Raw genomic sequence first — 18,287 nt, forward strand, 5'->3', positions numbered from 1 at the left:
GCCGCGTCCTCGCGGTCCTCGCGCAGCTGCGCCGCAGGCAATCCCGGCAGGTTCACTGCGCCGTCCCCGGCTGGCTCGCGCCGGCGAGCGCGACCCGGATCGCCTCGATCTGCTGGGCCACACCGGCGCGCACCTCGCCCGCTTCCGAGACCACCACGCAACTGAGCGGATCCAGGCTTTCGTCGTCGACCAGTTCGATCACGCCGACCGCGGGATGCGCCTGGCGCACCGCGCCGAGGCCGGCCTGCACCGACTCGCGCACGCTCGGGTGCACGCGGATCAGGAGGAACTGTTCGGCCTGCGCGGCCTCGACGGCCTGCATCACCAGGGGCGGCACCACCCGCGCCGCGTCGAAGCCCGGCGCGACCCGCGCGACGATCGCGCAGGCCAGCTCGGTGATGCGCCCGGCGGCCTCGGCCAGCACGCGCGCGCGACGTTCGTTGAGCGCGGTGAGCTGCTCGGCCATCTGTTGTTGCGCGCGCTTGAGGCCTTCGGCGAAACCCTCGGCCTGCCCCGCCTCGCGCGCCTGCGCGACCTCGGCCTCCACTTCCCCGCAGAGCGCGTTGACGCGCGCCAGCAACTGGTCCAGTTCCTCCAGCCGCGCCCAGTGACGGGCACGGACCACACGCGCGGAGACCGCACGTTCGAATTCGCGGCGCTCGAACACGGCGACGCTGCCGCGCTCGGATGCGGTGTCCGCGGCCGCCCTCGTGGGCATGGACTGCGCCCTAGTCGCCATCGTGGTTCTCATGGTGGGACGCGACCACCAGCACCGCCTTCTCCGGCAGGTGCGCGGCGCGGAGCGGCCCGTTGTCGTGGAGCAGCTGGGCCCAGTCGGCGAGTGCGCGATGACGACGCGACGCCCAGGCATGGAGCTCGGCGCGGCCCTGGCGGTCGAGCAGATCGCCGAGCAACGCTGGATCGCTCAGGAATCCCGGCTCGGCCAGCAGCGCTTCCCATTCCGCCGACAGGCGGGCGCGGGTCGCCTGGTCGAGGCGACCATCCCACACGGTCTTGTCGAGGGCGAGCAGGTAGCTGTTGCCGAGGGTGGCGCGCAGCCAGCGCACCGGTTCGCGACGCACTTCGGCGCGGATCAGCGGCGCATGGGCCAGCACGCCGAGATCGCGCACCAGCGCGCGCACGCGCGCGGGCGGCCAGCGACGAGGGGTCGCCATGTGCCCGCGATCGCCGGGGCGCGGCGCCAGCAATCCGTCGAGGAACGTCGCCGGCAAGGCGCGTACCAGCAACCGCTGGCCCAGAGCGCTGGTACGTGCCCTTTCCACCAGCCGCGGTTCGAGCGCCTGCCCCGTTTGGTCCGCGTACCACGCGGAATGCACGTCGGCGAGCAGCGCCTGCAGCGGCATGGGTCAGCCGTTCCAGATCCTGCCGCTGTCGCCCGCGGACTGCGGCGCGCGGCGCTGGCGCAGGCGCCCCCAGGCGGCCCACACGAGGGCCAGCAGCGCGAGCACCCCGAGGCCGATGCCGATCGACATCGCATTGGCCGCCGACATCGCCGCCGGGACGGAGCTCGCACGCTGCGGGGTGCCCGCCACCGCCGGTGCGCCCGGCATCGGCACGAATTCGACCGAGACCTTGTTGATGTCGTCGAGTCCCTCGATACCGTCCTTGACCACGGTCTTGATGCGGGTCTGCATGTTCTCGAGGTTGGCGCCCGGCTGCTGGAAGATCACCACCGCGGCCGAGGAATCGCCACCGTCGCCGCCCAGCGGATCGCGCCTGGCCAGGGCGATGTGCACCCGCGCGTCGACCACGCCGGGGTAACCCGACAGCGTGCGCGCCAGTTCCTGCTGGCGGCTGCACAGGTAGCGCGCGTTCTCCTCGACCGAAGAGGACGCGATGCCCTCCTTCTTGAACACGTCGCACATCGAGACGTATTGCTGCCGCGGCAACCCGCGGGCCTGCAGGACCTGCATGGCCTGGGCGAACTCGCCCTTGTCGACGCGGATCTCCCAGCCGGTCTTGCTGATCGAGGTCCGCTTCTCGGCGTTCACGCCCGACGCGAGCAGCGCCGCGAACACCTCGTTGGCCTGACGCTCTTCCAGGTCGCCGTACAGGGTGACCCGCGAACAGGCCGCGAGCAGGAGGCAGGCGAGCAGCAGGCAGCCCGCACGCAGGCCGGCGGTCAGGGGGGAACGGGGGCGGACACTGTCCATCGCCAGGGCTCCGGAAGGATCAGGACTGCTGCCGGAAGAGCTGCTGCACGCCGTCGGACGTGCGGTTGGCAACGTTCGAGGTGAGCTGCGACTGGAACAGGAACTGATGGCACTGCATGGTCATCTCCAGCATCTGACCCGGCGACATTTCGGTCGCGCTCGCGGACATCGCACGCGAGAGCGATTCGATGTTCTTCGCGGTGCCATTGAGGCTGTCGAACGCATCGACCATCATCTTGGCGGTGGTCGATTCGCCAGCGGCCGCGACATCGGACACCGCGTCGGGCTGCTTGCCCGGCTTCGCCGCGTCCACCCCACCCGTGCGTTCGAGCGCCTGCGCGAACTCGCGCACATCCACCGCCGCCGCCTGCGGCTGCACCGTCGGCGCCGCCGCGGGATTGGCCGCCGCATCCATGGCCGCCACCTGGATTGCATCGATCATGTTCTGGCTCCTTGCTGCATGCGCCATGCAGGCGCCACCGGATCGATCGGCGTGCGCATGGCCCGAAGCCGCGCACACGCCGCGATCCACCGACCGCCGACGTTACTGCTTGCGCGCGACCGCGTTGAGCGATTCGGCCACGCTGTTCTGCGAGGTCGCCGCGTTGTTGGACATGAATTGCATCTTCAGGCTGGCCGCGGTGAGCGCGACCATCTGCGAGGGCTGGTCGGAACCGGTGCCGATCTGGTCGGACAACTGGGTGATTTCGGACGCCTGCGCGTCGAGCGTCTGCCCCCATGCGCGCGACATCGCTTCGTACCAGCTGGTGCCGCTGCCCGCGCCGCCGCCGGTACGCGTGCCGCCGGTGGTGCCGGGGCCGTTCGCGAACGTGGCCGCGCCGATGTACTGGTTGATGAGGTTGCCGTTGGTGGGAATCGTCATCGCAATGCTCCTTGTGCGTCGGAGGATCTGACCTCGGTGGAATCGAAACGGACGGAATCGGGTCCGGACCGTCTCGTCTGGAACTGTAGCGGATAAATGTTGCCGCAAACCGTCACCTAGGGTTTACCGCAGGGGATGTTCAAAGCGTGTCGGCGTCGAGCGCATTGGCGCGCAGACCCGAGCGGATTTCAGGTTGCTGAACAATCCCCCCGCGGCGTGGGGAGGCGGCATCGGTCCCCGCATCGTCGGCCGCTGCCCGCGCCGGAGCGGGCTCGTCCTCGACCGCAGGCGCGGGAGCCGGTGCAGGCGAGGGCCTGAGCTTGGCGAGCGCGCCGTCGGGCTGCAACACGTGCGCATGCGCGCCGATCGAGATCAGCTCGCCCCAGCCCGGGATGGCGTCGCCGACGTGATAGCGCTCACCGTCGGCGGTTTCCACGTAGGGCGCGTCGCCGCGCACGATCGAGACGATGTGGGCCTGCGCCTGCGCAGCATCTGCGGCCTCGTCGCCGGCGTCGGCGACGGCTGCATCGAGGTTGATCGGTTCGACCATGTTGACCCCGGTTTCGGCCATCGCCCGCGAGCGGATGAAGTCGCGCACCGGCTGCTCGTCGCCGCCGAAATGGCCGGTCACCCGCACGTTGTTGTCGCCCAGGTACTCGGCCTGCGCGGGATAGCCGCCGCTGCGCATGACCTCGGCGACGTCGATCGCGAGATCCTCGCCACTGCGCAGCGTGGCGCTCGCCGGCAACGCCTCGCTGGCGATGCGCGCGTCGAGCCGTTCGCGGGTCGCGCGATCGGCCACCGTGCCCGACAGCACCGCGCGTCCCTCGACGTCGCGCGTGATCCGCACGTCGCTGATGCGATGCTCGCGCGCCAGCTCGCGCAGGCGTTGCTCCACGTCGACCGGCGGCGGGCCGGCCGGCATCCACGCGGCGAAGATCGCGAGTCCGGCCAGCGCCAGCACGGCGACGCCGGCGATCATCGGCAGGCGGCTGGCGAACGCGGCCCTGGGGCGCGGCGGCGCTTCGTGGCCGTACTCGGGCGCGAGCGCGAGCCACGCGGGGGCATCGGCGCGGCCGAACGCGATCGCCGCCTGGCCCAGGCCGATGCGTTGCACCTGGGCGATCTCGACCGGATCGCCGGGATGCAGGGTGCGTTCGGGAAGCTCCACCGGCGCATCGAGCGCGCGCAGGTGGAAACGGCCGTCGACGATGTTCAGCAGCGCATGGTGCGCGGCCACGCCGGCGTCGGCGAGCACCACGTCGCAATCGTCGCCGCTGCCGACGAGCACCATCTCGCGCCGCGACAGCGGCCGGGTGGCACCCGCGTGCAGTCCGGCGACGATACGCAGTACCGCGGCGTCGTGGTCAGCGGGAGGCGTGGATGTTTCGGGGGAAGACGACATCGGGACTTGCTCCTGCGGGCGGGGGACCCCACGGGACGGGTTTGAACGAAGGTGGCGCGCACCGGTCAGGCATTGATCTGTCCCGCCTGGACGATCCGCAGGTCAGGCGCGAGCTCCTGGTAGGAGAGCACCGGCAGTTCGAAGAAGTCCACCTCCAGCAGCTTGCGCAGGTGGCGGCGCACGTCGAGCGAGCACAGCAGCGCCGGCCGCACGCCCGGCGCCTGGCGCCCGAGCTGGGCGCGCACCTCGCCGCCCAGTCGCGCAGCCAGTTCCGGCGAGATCGCCAGCTGGCTGGCGCCACCGGCGACGCGCACGGACTGGCGCAGCTTGTCCTCGAGCTCGGGGTGGATCAGCAGCACGTGCAGGTTGCGGTCGCCGTCGGACCAGCGCTCGGCGATCTCGCGCTTGAGGGCCACGCGCACGTATTCGGTCAGCAGCACCACGTCCTTCTCGCGGCTGCCGACGTCGGTGATCGCCTCGAAGGCGTCGCGCAGGTTGCGGACCGGCACGCCCTCCTCGGCCAGCCGGCGCAGCACGTCGGCCACCCGCTGCGGGGCGACCACCCGCAGCATCTCCTTCACGAGATCGGGATAGTCGCGCTGCATCTTGCCGAACAGGTTGGAAGTTTCCTGGATGCCGAGGAAGCTGCCGAGCCGGCGCCGCAACGCGCCATCGGCGTGCCAGACCAGCAGATCCAGCGGCGCGAGCGCACCCGCCGCGGCGGCGCCCTCGCGCCACTGACCGAACAACGGCGGGAAGAAACCCGGCTGCGGCGCGGCGCCGGCGATCTGCGGTTCGAACACGCCTTCCCGCGGCAGGCGGCCCGCCGCCACGCGCGCACCGTGCGCGCTGAGCCGGTACTCGCCCTCGGGCAACGCCACCGAGACACGCACCACCGGCGTCGGCAGCGGCACGCCGAACTCGTCGCGCACCTGCCTGGTCACCGCGGCGATGCGCGCACGCGCGGGCTCCTGCCCGATCGCGGCGGCCAGCGACGGCGACAGCTCGAGCAACAACGGCGGCGGCGGCGCGAAATCATCGGTCTCGACCGGCACCTGCGCGGCGGCGACCTCTTCGTCGCTGACCTTGAACAGACGCCGCAGCGTCTCGAACTCGAGCCGGTAACGCCAGGCGCTGAAGCCCAGCAGGCCGAGCCCCAGCACCAGGAACACCGGCCACGGGAACCCCGGCACCAGCGCCATCAGCATCGCCAGCAGCCCGGTGATCAACGCCACCCGCGGCTGCGCGCCGATCTGGCGCGTGATCGCGTCGCCGAGATGGCGGTCCTCGACCTCGCCCGCGGTGCGGGTGACCACCAGTCCGGCGGCCATCGTTGCGAGGATCGCCGGGATCTGCGAGACCAGGCCGTCGCCGATGGTGAGGATGCTGTAGGTGTGCGTGGCCTGGGCCAGCGACATGTCCTTCTGCAGCACGCCGATGGCGAGGCCGCCGAGCAGGTTGACCAGGATGATCACGATCCCGCAGATCGCATCGCCCTTGACGAACTTCATCGCGCCGTCGAGCGAGCCGTGCAGCTGGCTCTCGGTCTCCAGCAGGCGGCGCTTGCGGCGCGCCTCGTCCTTGTCGATCAGGCCGGCGCGCAGGTCCGAGTCGATCGACAGCTGCTTGCCCGGCATCGCGTCGAGGGTGAAGCGCGCGGCGACCTCGGCCACGCGCTCGGCGCCCTTGGCGATCACGATGAACTGGACCACGGTGATGATCAGGAACACCACCAGGCCGACCACCAGGTTGTTGCCGGCGACCAGTGTGCCGAAGGTCTCGACGATGTGGCCGCCCTCGGCGTGCAGCAGGATCGACTTGGTGATCGCGATCGAGATCGCGAGCCGGAACAGCGTGGTCAGCAGCAGCACGCTCGGAAAGCTCGAGAACGCGACCGGGTTGGGGATGTAGATGCCCAGCAGCAGCAGGCCGAATCCGATCGAGATGTTGACCGCGACCAGCGCATCGAGCGCCACCAGAGGCAACGGCAGGATCATCACGCTGATGATCAGCACCGCGCCGAAGGCCAGTACCACGTCGCTGTAGCCGGGCCGCCGCCGCGGCGCGGCGCCTTCGGGGGCCGCGAACAGGGAGGTCAGCCAACTGCGTACGTTCGTCGTCATCCGTGGCCCTGGGGGAAGGGGGGCATGGTCTGCAGCCTGCGCAGGAAGCTTGGGGGCCCTGCGGACTGGTGCATCGAGCCTGCGCCAGGTCTCCGGCGGCCGCCCCTGCCCCACCCGCACGACGCGGCGTCCGGAAAGCGACAGCCCGCACCCTGCACGAGCCCCACCTCCCGCGACGCATCGCGCCGCTGCAACGCGACCATATATCGCCGCGATGTTATGCGTGCGTCAACAGGATGTTGCATCCAGACGTCCCACCCATCACGGCGCGCGGCGCCCGGCACGCCGGGATTCGCATCACGGTCGTTTAACCTTGAGCCGCTGTAATAGGCTCATGGGACCCCCTGCAGCGTCATCGGTTTGTCTGGCGACGAGGGGCCCCAGGTCGTCGTCGTCGAGCTTGGTGACGAGCGTCACGGCATTCGCGCTCACGCCGATGGCGAAGGCGCGTCCGGCACGCGTACGCACCACTACGATGCGCTCGCGCGATCCGACCGGCAGTACCTGCACCACGGACAGCGGCGCGTCCGGGCCAGCCAGGCCGAAGCGCCGCCGCAACAGGTGCAACAGCACCAGCAGGAAGACGATGATGAAGGCCAGCGGCAACAGGATCGCCATCAGCTCCCAGAGGTACGAGCCTCCGTTCGTGTCCCGGGCGGTCGACGCGACCGTGGCGGCGGCCTCCGTCGCCGCGAATGGCAGCAGGAGCGACAGCAACGTGGCGGGGCGTGGTGGGCTCGGCATCATCGGTGGGCTTCGCGCGGCAGGGAACCCGGATGCGGCGGGCGATCCGGCCGCATACCGTAGCAGGCCGGCGCGGCGCCCGCCGTCGCGCGGACGACGCGCGCGCAGCCGGGGCGCGGCTGCATGACGCCGCCCGCCGCGCGCCGACGCCCCGCCGCGGACGCGGCGTCGGGTCTTGGCGCGATCCTCGGCGCGATTCCCTTCGCCTGCGCCGCATTCGCACGTGGCGACGGTGCGCTGGTGGCGGGCAACCAGTGTTTCAGCGAGGCCTTCACCGCCCTGCCCGGGCATCGCGACCGTGCGCAGCTGGCGCAGGCGCTCGGCGTGCCGGCGGACGCCGACGGCGCCGAGGCGCGCGCCCCGCATAGCGGCCACTGGTATGCCCTGCACTGGCGCCCGCTGACGCTGGAAGGCCAGGATCTCGATCTGCTGACCGCCGTCGACATCAGCGCCCGGCTCGAAGCGCTCGATACGCACAAGCACCAGCAGGAGAAACTGCTGTTCACCTCGCGCCTGATGTCGGTCGGCGAAATGGCCGCCACCCTCGCCCACGAGCTCAATCAGCCGCTGGCCGCGATCGTGAACTATCTCAACGGCAGCCTGCGCCTGGTGGGCCAGGCCGGCGGTCCGGCGCAGGTGGAACGCGCGCTGATCGCGGCCCGCACCCAGGCCGAGCACGCGGCCGCGGTCATCTCGCGCGTGCGCGAGTTCGTGCGTGCGCGGGAACCCCGGCGCGATGCGCAAGATGTGACGGTGATCGCAAATACCGTGCTCGAACTTCTGCGGCTGGAGGCCGAGCGCCAGCAGCTGCGCATCGATCTGACGCTGTCCGCGGCGCTGCCCGCGGTCTATGCCGACAAGGTGATGGTCGAGCAGGTACTGCTCAACCTGGTCAAGAACGCGATCGAGGCGATGCGCGAGATTCCGCCGGCGCAACGCGAACTCCGCATCGAGGGCCGCGTCAACCTCGACGACGAGGTCGAGGTGCGGGTGCTCGATCGCGGCGGCGGCCTGGACGCCGCCGAGAGCGAACAGCTGTTCTCGCCGTTCTTCACCACCAAGACCGACGGGCTCGGCATCGGCCTGGCGATCTGCCGCTCGATCATCGAATACCATGAAGGACGATTGTTCTTCGAACCCAGGCCCGGCGGCGGCAGCGTCTTCGCGTTCACGCTGCCGCGGGCGGAAGGGAGGCTCTAGGGCATGGCACCGGCGCGGATCTACCTGGTCGACGACAACGACGCGTTCCGCGAATCGACCGCGTGGCTGCTGGAGACCGCGGGTTTCGAACCGCGCCCGTTTCCTTCCGGCGCCGCCTTCCTCGCCGCCTACGAGAGCGAGCGCCACGGCGCGCGCGACGAATGCCTGGTCTCCGACATCCGCATGCCGCAGATGAGCGGCCTGCAGCTGCAGGACGAGCTGCTCAGGCGCGGTATCCGCCTGCCGCTGGTGTTCGTCACCGCGCACGGCGATGTGCCCCTGGCGGTCGAGGCGATGCGCAAGGGCGCGACCAACTTCCTCGAGAAGCCGTTCACCGACGAGGCGCTGACCCACGCCATCCACGCCGCGTTCGCCAGTCGCCGCCAGCATCCGCCGATGCGCAACGAGGCACTGGAGAAACTGAGCCCGCGCGAGCGCCAGGTGCTCGACCTGGTGGTGGCCAGCAAGCCCAACAAGATCATTGCGGACATCCTGGGAATCAGCATCAAGACCGTGGAACTGCACCGCGCGAACATGATGTCGAAGCTCGGCGTGCGTTCGCTGCCCGAACTGATGAAGGTCGCGCTCGGACATGGCTGAAACCGCGAAGAAGTCCCGGAAGTCTCCCGCCCGCGCCGCGCGACAGGACCAGGCCACGACGGCTCCGGTGCGCGAGGCGCGCGCGCTGCGCGGCCTGTTGCCGTCGCTGTCCGCCACGGCAGCGGCGGCGCTGCGAGGTTTGTTCGCCGCGCCGCAGGGCTGGACCCTGCGCGACAACGGCGTGCTGCAGTTCATGCCGGGCAGGCCGGCGCCCACCGCGCAGACCTTCTGGCTCGATGCCGAGGGCACCCGCATCGGAATCGCGCTGCAGGCGCCGGCGGATGGCGGGGGCATGCACTGGAGCGATTACCAGGGACGCTCGCGCGTGCTGGCGTGGAGCCTGGCGCACGAGGCGCAGCTGATGCGGCTGAGCGAGGCCTTCGGCGTCGTGCTGACACCCGTCGCCGACCCCGACGAGGGCGCGGGCACCGACGAGGCCGATGCGCTGTGGCTGGATTTCATCGTCGACGAGGAACCGGCCGACGGCACGGCATCGCGCATGCCGGCGCTGCAGGGCGCGCTACGCGTGCCGCCGCGCTGGACCGAACGCCTGCTCGAACGCGCGGACCCGCCCTACGACGACGACACGCCGGCGCTCGGCCGCTGGCGCGAACTCGGCATGCCGGTTTCGCTGCAATGGCGGATGCCGCCGCTGCCGTTCGCGGAATGGTCGACGCTGCAGCCCGGCGATGTCCTCGTCGTCGGCCGTCGCAGCCGGCCGCCGCAGGCCGTGGCATGCGCGGGCGACCTGGCATGGCCGCTGGCCGCGACCGCCGGGGGCTGGCGGATCGACGCTCCCCCAAGACATCTTCGGACCGTTATGCAGGAGACTTCCCCCATGAACGACACTCCCCCCGACGCCGGCGGCGACACCGCGGGCGACCTGCCCGCCGACGGCGAAGCGCTCGCCCGGCGGCTGCCGGTCGATGTCTGTTTCGAACTGGGCCGCAGCGAGCTGCGCGTCGGCGACGTGTCGGCGCTGCAGCCGGGCTACGTGTTCGCGCTGGCGGCGCCGGTGGAGGGCGCCAACGTGACCATCCGCGCCAACGGCCAGGCCGTGGGCCAGGGCGAGGTGGTCGCGGTCGGCGACACGCTCGGCGTGCGCCTGCTGTGGTGGAACTGAGCGGCGCCTGCCGGGCGCCACGCCTCCGCGCCGACCGGGAAGCCCCATGGACCTGAGCAGCTACTCCCCCGCCCTCGTTCTCGTCGTCATCGTCGGCCTCGCGCTGGCGCCGTTCGTCGCGGTGATGGTGACCTCGTTCACCAAGATCGTGGTCGTGCTGAGCCTGCTGCGCAATGCGCTCGGCCTGCAGCAGGTGCCGCCGAACGTGGTGATCAACGGTCTGGCGATCGTGCTGTCGATCTACGTGATGTATCCGGTGATCCTCGACACCTACGACGCGGTCACCGCGCACCAGCAGGGCCGTCCGGTACCGGCGTCGGTGCAGGCGCAGGTGGAGGCGCGCCAGCGCGCGCAGGCCGAACGCGCACGGGTGCAGGCCGAACGCGCGGCGCAGCGCGCGCAGTCTGCGCAGGGCCAGGCCGCTGCGCCCGACGCGGGCGATGCGCCGCTCGCCGCGGACGAGCCGGCGCCGACCAGCCCGGCGGCGGCCGACGCGCTTCAGGCGGAGTCCGAGGCGGAAGCGTCGCGAGCGGCCGACGCCGATGCCGATGCCGAACCCGGACCGCTGTTCCGCAACGTGACCACCGGCGAGGCGCCCGTCGCAACGGCGGCCGAGCCGGAGATCGTCGTGCCGGCGCCGACGCCGCCGCCCGCCCTCGACGCCGGCAGCGAGGGCGCGCGCCTGCTGGCCATGTTCGAGGCCGGCAAGGAACCGCTACGCACCTTCCTGATCCGCCATTCCAACGACGCCGAGCGCGGCTTCTTCCTGCGCAGCGCGCGCAGCCTGCTGCCGCCGGAGCGCCGCGACGCGCTGAGCGTGGACGACTTCATCGTGGTCATCCCCGCGTTCACCGTGAGCGAGCTCACCGCCGCGTTCCAGATCGGCTTCCTGATCTTCCTGCCGTTCCTGATCATCGATCTGGTGGTGGCCAACATCCTGCTCGCCCTGGGCATGATGATGATGTCGCCGACCACCGTGTCGCTGCCCTTCAAGCTGCTGCTGTTCGTGCTGATCGACGGCTGGGCCAAGCTGGTGCATGGCCTGGTACTGACCTACACGCCCTAGGAGACCGACGACGATGGGCGAAACCCTCGAACTCACCCGTCAGGCGCTGTGGCTGGTGTTGCTGCTTTCCGGGCCGCCGATCGCGGCAGCGGCGATCGTCGGCCTGGTCGTGGCGTTCCTGCAGGCCGCGACCCAGATCCAGGACCAGACGTTCGCCTATGCGCTGAAGTTCGTCACGATCGTGCTGGCGCTGTTCGTCACCGGCGCGATGATCGGCGGCACCCTGTACACCTATTCGAACCGGATCTTCGTCGAGTTCCCGGGCCTGATCCGGCGCTGATGGAGATCTTCTCCTCGGCCGAGACCGCGCTGCTGGCGCTGGGCCTGACGCTTCCGCGCATCGTCGGCGCGTTCATCATGCTGCCGCTGATCAGCCCGCAGAACATGCCGGCGATGGTGCGCAACAGCTTCCTGGTCAGCCTGGCGATCGTGGCTCTGCCGATCGTGGTCACCACCGCGCCGCCGGGCACGATGAGCACGCTGTCGTGGCCGGCGCTGGTGGTCAAGGAGCTGTTCATCGGCATCGCCATCGGCTTCTGTTTCGGCATCGTGTTCTGGGCGATCGCGGCCGCCGGCAACGTCATCGATACCCAGATCGGCATGTCGATGGCCACCGTGTTCGATCCGATCCAGGGCCACCAGACCTCGCTGCACAGCGAGTTCCTGTCGCATTTCGCCGCATGGGTGTTCATGGCCAGCGGGGCGTTCCTGATCTTCCTCGACCTGCTGATGTCGAGCTACGCGATCTGGCCGCCGACCTCGTTCTTCCCGAATCTGCCGGCGGCGGGCATGAACCTGTTCGTCGGCCACTTCAGCTACTTCACGACCACGATGCTGGTGCTGGCCGCCCCGGTGATGGTGATCCTGCTGATCGTCGACCTATCGTTCGGCCTGGTGAACCGCTACGCGCCGCAGCTCAACGTGTTCGCGCTGACGCTGCCGCTGAAGGCCTGGGCGGCGACCGGCATCATCCTGCTGTTGCTGGGCGTGTACGTCGAAGTACTGGTGCGGCGGCTGCACGACAGCGAGGGGCTGGTGCAACTGCTGCGCAGGACGTTCGGCGGATAGCGGGGACGCTCGCCCGGCCGCCTGCGCAATGCGGACTTCGTCCGCGGGATCCCTCGCTGCGCTCGGGATGACAGGCACTTCGCTCGGGATGACAGGCACTTCGCTCGGGATGACAGGCGCTGCGCTTGGGATGACAGGCGATGATGAAACCTGTCATCCCGAGCGCAGCGAGGGATCTTCCACGCGATCGCGGCAAGATGCGGTGGCGTGCGCCATCGCGGCGGCCGATCCTGCCAAGGCACGCCTGTCCGCCTTGCATTGCTTCGCCTCTCGCCTCTCGCCTCTCGCCTCAGCTCGAATCCGCTTCCGCGCGGATCCCGCGCGCCCGCATCAGGATCTCCGGCACCCGCGTTTCCTCCGGCGTGGCGAAGATGCCGACGCGCCGCAGCCAGTCGCCGGGCGCCTTCGCCGAGGTCAGCGCCACCACCGGGATCGACAGCACCAGCCCGGCGATCACCGGCGACATCCACGCCGCCAGCCCGGGCGAGACCAGATACGCGACCACGCCCGCGCCGATGCCGAACAGCGTGAGCCCGCCGTAGCGCGCCAGCAATGCCGACAGCGGCAGCGTGCCGTCGTCGCGGCGCTGTGCGTCCCAGCCCGAATCCTTGCCCGACAGCACCTCGGCCACGCCGCGCGACTGCAGGTACATGGTCACCGGCGCCATCAACGCGGCCAGCACGGTTTCCAGCAGCAGGCCCGCGGCCAGTCGCCAGCTGCCGCCACAGGCGCGGCGCGTGGCGCGGTCGAGCATCGTGGCCAGGAAGCCGAGCAGCTTCGGCGCGAACAGCAGCGCCATGGTCAGCGCGAACACCCACAGGAAGCGTTCGGGATCGGCGTCGCGCCAGTACGCCAGCGCCGAATAGCGGCCGTCCCCGCCCTCGATGCCGGCGGCTTCGAGCGGGATCGACAGGCCGACCAGCATCAGCATCGCCCACATCGGCGCGGTGAAGTAGTGGCCGATGCCGATCAGCAGGTGCACGCGGCTGATCCAGTGCAGGCCGCGCGCGGGCAGCACCATCGAATGCTGCAGGTTGCCCTGGCACCAGCGGCGGTCGCGCACCAGCATGTCGGTCAGCGACGGCGGACCTTCCTCGTAGCTGCCGCCGAGCCCGGGCTCCATGTGCAGCGCCCAGCCGCCGCGGCGCATAAGCGCGGCCTCGACGAAGTCGTGGCTGAGCACGGTGCCGCCGAACGGCTCCCTTCCGCGCAGTTCCGGCAGGCCCGCGTGCGCGGCGAACGCCCGGGTGCGGATCATCGCGTTGTGGCCCCAGTAGTTGCTTTCCGCGCCGTGCCACCATGCCACGCCGTGCGCGACCACCGGCCCGTAGACGCGACCGGAGAACTGCTGCATGCGCGCGAACACCGTGCTGCCGTTCATCACCAGCGGCAGGGTCTGGATCAGCGCGACGTCGGCGTGGCGCTCCATCGCGGCCGCGAGCCGCACGATGGTGGCGCCGCCCATCAGGCTGTCGGCGTCCAGGATCAGCATGTGCGCGAACCCGCCGCCGAAGCGGCGCACCCAGCCGGCGATGTTGCCGGCCTTGCGTTCGCTGTTGTCCTCGCGACGCCGGTAATACAGGCCGATGCCATCGCCCAGGCGCGCGCGCAGGTCGAGGAAAGCGCGTTCCTCCTCCGCAGCGATCTCCGGACGACGCGTGTCGCTGAGGATGAAGCAATCGAAATGCGCGGCCCGGCCGGTGGCGGCCACGGACTCCAGGATCGCCTGCACGCCGGCGAAGGTGCGCCGCGGATCCTCGTTGTAGACCGGCACCAGCAGCGCGGTGCGGGTCGACAGCTGCGGCAACGGACCGTCGTTCGCCAGCCCCAGCCGCAGCGGCCGGCGCGCGACCACGCGCGCGAACCCGGCGAGCGCGCCCATGAACGACATCGCGATCCAAGCGAACAGCATCACGAACAGCGCCAGCAGCACGCCTTCCAGGATCTCGATGCCGCCACCGCGCATCAGCCACCACATCTGGTAGGCGGCGAACGCGGTCAGCATGCCGGTGCCGCCGAACACGAAAAGGCGGCGCAGGCCGATCGACGCCGGCGTGCTCGGCAGGCGCCTGTTGGCGAGCCGGCCGGCGTGCAGGTCCTGCACCGGCATCGGCAGCGGCGCCTCGGGCGGGAGCCAGGGCGCGGCGGGGATGTCCTCCTCGCGTCGAACGGTTTCTGCCTGCACGATCACGCCGGCCACCGCGACAGCCAGGTCTCCGACAGCGGCACACCGGACGCGTCGAGCAGACGCGCGCGCAGTTCCACCTCGGCCGTCCCGGCCGGCATCAGTTCGAAGCTCATCCGCCAGTGGCCGGTCGCGGCGACGCGGTAGGCCACCGGGTTGCGCAGCTCGCCCACGGAAGCGGATGCCTCGACGCGCGGCGCGGCGTCAGCGGGTAGCGACGCCAGGCGCCCACCGTCGAAATCGATCACGAACAGCCGCGGCCGCGCCCCTTCCCCGTCGCCCTCGCCGGTGCGCGTCGCCACCACGCGCGCCAGCTGCGGCAGCCAGGTGTGGTCGCGGCCCCAGTGCAACCGGTAGCCGAAGCGATGCTCGCGTCCGGCCGCGAGCGACGCCCGCGGCCGCCAGAAGGCCACGATGTTGTCGGCGAACTCGTTGCCGGTCGGCAGCTCGACCAGGTGCACCTCGCCCGCGCCCCAGTCGCCCAGCGGCTCGACCCAGGCGTCCGGCCGGCGCTCGTACGAGCCCTCCGCGTCCTGGAACTGGGCGAAATCGCGCTTGCGCTGCATCAGCCCGAAGCCGCGCGGGTGCTCGTCCTGGAATCCGCTGTGCGAGACTCCGGGCGGATTGCGCAACGGCCGCCAGGCCTGCTCGCCGGCGCCGTTGAACAATGCCAGGCCGTCGGAATCGTGCACCGCGGGACGGAAATCGTCGACCCCGACGCGGTCGCCGGGATCGAACTCGAACATGCTCGTCAGCGGCGCGATCCCCGCGTTGCGCAGTTCCACCCGCGGATACAGCCGCGCGTCCACGTCGATCAGGGTTTCCTCGCCCGCGGGCCGGATCGCGAAGCGATAGGCGCCGGCCACGCTCGGGCTGTCGAGCAGCGCGTGCACGACCATGGTGTCCGCGCCCGCCGCCGGCTGCTCAAGCCAGAACGCGCGGAACAGCGGGAACTCCTCCGGCCCCGGATCGCCGCTGCCCAGCGCCAGTCCGCGCGCGGACAGGCCGTACACCAGCCCGCGCGCCACCGCACGGAAGTAGCTGGCGCCGAGGAACACGCACAGTTCGTCGAAATAATCGGCGCTGTTGACCGGCGCATGCAGGCGGAAGCCGGCGTGGCCGAGCGCGGGATCGTCGGGCGGCGGCACCTGCGGTCCGAACTCGAAGCGGTCGCGGCGGTAGGGCAGCGGCATCGCGCGGCCGTCCTCCACCAGGTGCAGGTCGACCCGGTCCTTGAACAGGAAGCCGCGATGGAACAGCTGCGCCTGGAACGGCGCCCCGGTATCGCGCCACAGCGCGTGCTCGGGGCGGAAGCGGTAGTCGCGGAACTGGTCGTAGTCGATGCTGTCGAGCGGCGGGGGAAGCGTGCGCTCGGGCGGCGCGTAGGCGCGCGCGGCCAGTGCGCGCGCCAGCGCGGGCACCGTGTCGCCATCGAAGGGGGTCGCGGCGCCCGATGCGGCGAAGGCGGCCAGGGATCGGCCAGGCAGGGCCAGCAGCACCGGCATCGATGCACCGGCCGCGATCAGGTCTCGGCGTCGCAAGGCAACCTCGTGGAAGGGCGGTAACCCGCGCCCATTAGACGGGGCGACGCTTAACGGCGCGTCAAGGCGGCGTCACGATGCGCTCAGCCGGCCATCCCCGAATGCCGCAGCAGCGCGTCGATCCGTGGCGCCCGTCCGCGGAACGCACGGAAGTTCTCGGCCGCGCTGCGCACGCCGCCGCGCGCCAGCACCTCGTGGCGGAAGCGCGCGCCGGTTTCCGCGAGCCTGTCCGGCGCTTCCTCGAATGCGGCGTAGGCGTCGGCGCTGAGCACTTCGGCCCACTTGTAGCTGTAGTAGCCGGCGGCATAGCCCCCGGAGAAAACGTGGCTGAACTGGTGCTGGAACCGGTTCCACGCCGGCGGCACGTTGACCGCGACCTCGCTGCGCACCCTGTCGACCAGTTGCTGCACCGGGTTGCGCGCCGGATCGAAGCCTTCGTGCAGCGCCATGTCGAACAGCGCGAACTCGAGCTGGCGCACGGTCGCCATGCCGCTCTGGAAGTTCTTCGCCGCCACCATCCGGTCGAACAACGCGCGCGGCAGGGGCTCGCCCGTCTCGACATGCGCGGTCATCGCCTCCACGCGCTCCCATTCCCAGCAGAAGTTCTCCATGAACTGGCTGGGCAGTTCCACCGCGTCCCATTCCACGCCGTTGATGCCGGCCACGCCCAGCTCGCCCACCCGGGTGAGCAACTGGTGCAGGCCGTGTCCCATCTCGTGGAACAGCGTGGTCACGTCGGCATGGCTGAAGGTCGCCGGCTTGCCGTCGGCGCCGCGGCCGAAGTTGCAGACCAGGTGCACGATCGGTGTCTGCACGGCGCGCGCCTGCGCCTGCGCGCCCTGGTCGCGGCGGTTGCGGCAGTCGTCCATCCAGGCGCCGCCGCGCTTGCCCTCGCGCGCGTACAGGTCGAGGTAGAACTGGCCGACGAGCGCCCCGTCGCCGTCGACGAGCCGGTAGAAGCGCACGTCCTCGTGCCACACCGGCGCGCTGTCCGGCTCCACCCGCAGGCCGTAGAGGTCGTGGACCAGACCGAACAGGCCGTCCAGCACCTTCGGCTCGGTGAAGTACTGTTTGACCTCCTGCGCCGAGAAACTGTAGAGCGACTGCTTGAGCTTCTCGCTGGCGTACGCGAGGTCCCAGGCCTCGAGCGTGTCGAGGCCCAGTTCCGCCTTCGCGAACGCCTCCAGTTCGGCGCGGTCGCGCTGCGCGTGAGGCCTGGCTCGCGCGGCGAGATCGCGCAGGAAGCCCAGCACCTCGCCCGGCGTCTCGGCCATCTTGGTGGCGAGCGAGTATTCGGCATAGCTGCCGAAGCCGAGCAAGGCGGCCAGTTCCGCACGCAGCGTGAGGATCCGATCGATCAGGGCGCTGTTGTCGAGCGCGGGATCGTCGCCGAGTTCCGAGGCGCGCACCGCATTGGCGCGGTAGAGGGTGGCGCGCAGCTCGCGATCATCGGCGTAGGTCAGCACCGGCAGGTACACCGGCATCTGCAGTCCGAGCTTCCAGCCCGGCTTGCCGTCCTTCTCCGCGGCCGCGCGACAGGCGGCAACGACGTCGGCGGGAATGCCGGACAGGCGCGATGCGTCGTCGATGTACAGCGCGTAGGCGTCGGTGGCATCGAGCACGTTCTGCGAAAACTTCGCCGATGCCGCCGACAGCGCTTCGCGGATCTCGCCGTAGCGCGCCTTTTGCGCATCGGGCAGCCCTGCGCCGCCGAGGCGAAAGTCGCGCAGCGCGTTCTCCACCACCTTGCGCCGCGCCTCGTCGCAGCCTGCGAATCCAGGTGCGTCGGCCAGCCTGCGGTACTGCGCGAACAACGCGAGGTTCTGGCCCAGCGCGCTCCAGAAGCGCGTGACCGCCGGCAACGTCTCGTTGTAGACCGCGCGCAATTCCGGCGTGTTGACCACCGCCTCGAGGTGGCCGACCTGGCCCCAGGCCCGTGCCAGGCGCTCGGTGGCGTCGTCCAGCGGCACCACGAAGCCGTCCCAGGTGACCGGCGAGACGGTCTCGGCCTCGCGCACGGCGGTCTCCGCCCGGGCCAGCAGTTCGGCGATCGCGGGCGCGACGTGTTCGGGGCGGATCGCGTCGAAGCGCGGCGGGCCGGAGAAGTCGAGCAGCGGGTTCGGCGACATGGAATGGGGTCCGGGTTCGGCAGGGGTGGAAGGGAAGTGGGTGCCC

The 18,287-nt window shown here is 70.7% G+C and carries 17 protein-coding genes; 6 read left to right on the plus strand and 11 right to left on the minus strand.

Annotation, left to right across the window (positions count from 1 at the left end; translation table 11 throughout):
• Positions 1–52: 52 nt before the first annotated feature.
• From JMO03_RS19475 to JMO03_RS19510, 8 genes are all read right to left on the minus strand, one after another.
• Positions 53–718, minus strand: a complete 666-nt coding sequence (locus tag JMO03_RS19475) for a FliH/SctL family protein (protein WP_202845420.1) — start codon at positions 716–718, stop codon at positions 53–55.
• 10 nt (positions 719–728) lie between these two features.
• Positions 729–1,364, minus strand: a complete 636-nt coding sequence (locus JMO03_RS19480; RefSeq protein WP_202845421.1) for a hypothetical protein — start codon at positions 1,362–1,364, stop codon at positions 729–731.
• A 3-nt stretch (positions 1,365–1,367) separates the two neighbouring features.
• Entirely contained in the window at positions 1,368–2,174 is an 807-nt protein-coding gene (sctJ, locus tag JMO03_RS19485) for a type III secretion system inner membrane ring lipoprotein SctJ (RefSeq protein WP_202845422.1), read from the minus strand.
• Positions 2,175–2,193: 19 nt separating this feature from the next.
• Complete coding sequence (locus JMO03_RS19490) at positions 2,194–2,616, minus strand: hypothetical protein (protein ID WP_202845423.1); 423 nt, start codon at positions 2,614–2,616, stop codon at positions 2,194–2,196.
• Positions 2,617–2,718: 102 nt separating this feature from the next.
• Entirely contained in the window at positions 2,719–3,057 is a 339-nt protein-coding gene (locus JMO03_RS19495) for a hypothetical protein (RefSeq protein ID WP_202845424.1), read from the minus strand.
• A gap of 139 nt (positions 3,058–3,196) precedes the next feature.
• Positions 3,197–4,462, minus strand: coding sequence for an FHA domain-containing protein (locus tag JMO03_RS19500; RefSeq protein ID WP_202845425.1), 1,266 nt, complete (start codon positions 4,460–4,462; stop codon positions 3,197–3,199).
• A 65-nt stretch (positions 4,463–4,527) separates the two neighbouring features.
• The gene (locus tag JMO03_RS19505; protein WP_202845426.1) at positions 4,528–6,585 is read right to left on the minus strand and encodes an FHIPEP family type III secretion protein; all 2,058 of its coding nucleotides are present in this window, start codon (positions 6,583–6,585) and stop codon (positions 4,528–4,530) included.
• A gap of 297 nt (positions 6,586–6,882) precedes the next feature.
• Positions 6,883–7,302 carry a flagellar biosynthetic protein FliO gene (locus JMO03_RS19510; protein WP_202845427.1) on the minus strand — a complete coding sequence of 140 codons (420 nt, stop codon included), beginning with the start codon at positions 7,300–7,302 and terminating at the stop codon, positions 6,883–6,885.
• A 150-nt stretch (positions 7,303–7,452) separates the two neighbouring features.
• On the opposite strand from JMO03_RS19510, the gene JMO03_RS19515 reads away from it, so the two are divergent.
• From JMO03_RS19515 to sctT, 6 genes are read left to right on the plus strand one after another with little or no spacing between them, the layout of a single operon-like run.
• A complete protein-coding gene (locus tag JMO03_RS19515; protein WP_202845428.1) occupies positions 7,453–8,529 on the plus strand; it encodes a sensor histidine kinase in 1,077 nt (358 codons plus the stop codon).
• 3 nt (positions 8,530–8,532) lie between these two features.
• The gene (locus JMO03_RS19520) at positions 8,533–9,129 is read left to right on the plus strand and encodes a response regulator transcription factor (RefSeq protein ID WP_202845429.1); all 597 of its coding nucleotides are present in this window, start codon (positions 8,533–8,535) and stop codon (positions 9,127–9,129) included.
• Positions 9,122–10,252 carry a type III secretion system cytoplasmic ring protein SctQ gene (sctQ, locus tag JMO03_RS19525; protein ID WP_202845430.1) on the plus strand — a complete coding sequence of 377 codons (1,131 nt, stop codon included), beginning with the start codon at positions 9,122–9,124 and terminating at the stop codon, positions 10,250–10,252. The genes JMO03_RS19520 and sctQ overlap by 8 nt, the downstream gene beginning before the upstream one ends.
• A 46-nt stretch (positions 10,253–10,298) precedes the next feature.
• Entirely contained in the window at positions 10,299–11,318 is a 1,020-nt protein-coding gene (locus JMO03_RS21565; RefSeq protein WP_425491866.1) for a hypothetical protein, read from the plus strand.
• A 13-nt stretch (positions 11,319–11,331) separates the two neighbouring features.
• Complete coding sequence (gene sctS / locus JMO03_RS19540) at positions 11,332–11,598, plus strand: type III secretion system export apparatus subunit SctS (protein WP_202845431.1); 267 nt, start codon at positions 11,332–11,334, stop codon at positions 11,596–11,598.
• Positions 11,598–12,386, plus strand: coding sequence for a type III secretion system export apparatus subunit SctT (gene sctT, locus JMO03_RS19545; protein WP_202845432.1), 789 nt, complete (start codon positions 11,598–11,600; stop codon positions 12,384–12,386). Before sctS ends, sctT begins: the two co-directional genes overlap by 1 nt.
• Positions 12,387–12,675: 289 nt before the next feature.
• Here the strand turns inward: sctT and mdoH are convergent, their stop codons facing one another.
• The 3 genes from mdoH to JMO03_RS19560 form a co-directional block, all read right to left on the minus strand.
• Positions 12,676–14,571 (minus strand): glucans biosynthesis glucosyltransferase MdoH, encoded by a 1,896-nt coding sequence (gene mdoH / locus JMO03_RS19550; protein ID WP_425491870.1) that lies wholly within the window; start codon positions 14,569–14,571, stop codon positions 12,676–12,678.
• A 2-nt stretch (positions 14,572–14,573) separates the two neighbouring features.
• A complete protein-coding gene (locus JMO03_RS19555; RefSeq protein ID WP_202845434.1) occupies positions 14,574–16,112 on the minus strand; it encodes an OpgD/OpgG family glucan biosynthesis protein in 1,539 nt (512 codons plus the stop codon).
• An 83-nt stretch (positions 16,113–16,195) separates the two neighbouring features.
• On the minus strand, positions 16,196–18,241 hold the full coding sequence (locus tag JMO03_RS19560; RefSeq protein WP_202845435.1) for a M3 family metallopeptidase: 2,046 nt from the start codon (positions 18,239–18,241) through the stop codon (positions 16,196–16,198).
• Between the last annotated feature and the right edge of the window lie 46 nt (positions 18,242–18,287).

The sequence above is a fragment of the Luteimonas saliphila genome (genome assembly GCF_016774335.1).
Lineage (GTDB): Bacteria > Pseudomonadota > Gammaproteobacteria > Xanthomonadales > Xanthomonadaceae > Luteimonas > Luteimonas saliphila.

Excerpts from the sequence above, each read along its gene's own strand:
- JMO03_RS19475 (WP_202845420.1), bottom strand. The coding sequence starts at position 718 with ATGCCCACGAGGGCGGCCGCGGACACCGCATCCGAGCGCGGCAGCGTC.
- JMO03_RS19480 (WP_202845421.1), bottom strand. The coding sequence starts at position 1,364 with ATGCCGCTGCAGGCGCTGCTCGCCGACGTGCATTCCGCGTGGTACGCG.
- sctJ (WP_202845422.1), bottom strand. The coding sequence starts at position 2,174 with ATGGACAGTGTCCGCCCCCGTTCCCCCCTGACCGCCGGCCTGCGTGCG.
- JMO03_RS19490 (WP_202845423.1), bottom strand. The coding sequence starts at position 2,616 with ATGATCGATGCAATCCAGGTGGCGGCCATGGATGCGGCGGCCAATCCC.
- JMO03_RS19495 (WP_202845424.1), bottom strand. The coding sequence starts at position 3,057 with ATGACGATTCCCACCAACGGCAACCTCATCAACCAGTACATCGGCGCG.
- JMO03_RS19500 (WP_202845425.1), bottom strand. The coding sequence starts at position 4,462 with ATGTCGTCTTCCCCCGAAACATCCACGCCTCCCGCTGACCACGACGCC.
- JMO03_RS19505 (WP_202845426.1), bottom strand. The coding sequence starts at position 6,585 with ATGACGACGAACGTACGCAGTTGGCTGACCTCCCTGTTCGCGGCCCCC.
- JMO03_RS19515 (WP_202845428.1), top strand. The coding sequence starts at position 7,453 with ATGACGCCGCCCGCCGCGCGCCGACGCCCCGCCGCGGACGCGGCGTCG.
- JMO03_RS19520 (WP_202845429.1), top strand. The coding sequence starts at position 8,533 with ATGGCACCGGCGCGGATCTACCTGGTCGACGACAACGACGCGTTCCGC.
- sctQ (WP_202845430.1), top strand. The coding sequence starts at position 9,122 with ATGGCTGAAACCGCGAAGAAGTCCCGGAAGTCTCCCGCCCGCGCCGCG.
- JMO03_RS21565 (WP_425491866.1), top strand. The coding sequence starts at position 10,299 with ATGGACCTGAGCAGCTACTCCCCCGCCCTCGTTCTCGTCGTCATCGTC.
- sctS (WP_202845431.1), top strand. The coding sequence starts at position 11,332 with ATGGGCGAAACCCTCGAACTCACCCGTCAGGCGCTGTGGCTGGTGTTG.
- sctT (WP_202845432.1), top strand. The coding sequence starts at position 11,598 with ATGGAGATCTTCTCCTCGGCCGAGACCGCGCTGCTGGCGCTGGGCCTG.
- JMO03_RS19560 (WP_202845435.1), bottom strand. The coding sequence starts at position 18,241 with ATGTCGCCGAACCCGCTGCTCGACTTCTCCGGCCCGCCGCGCTTCGAC.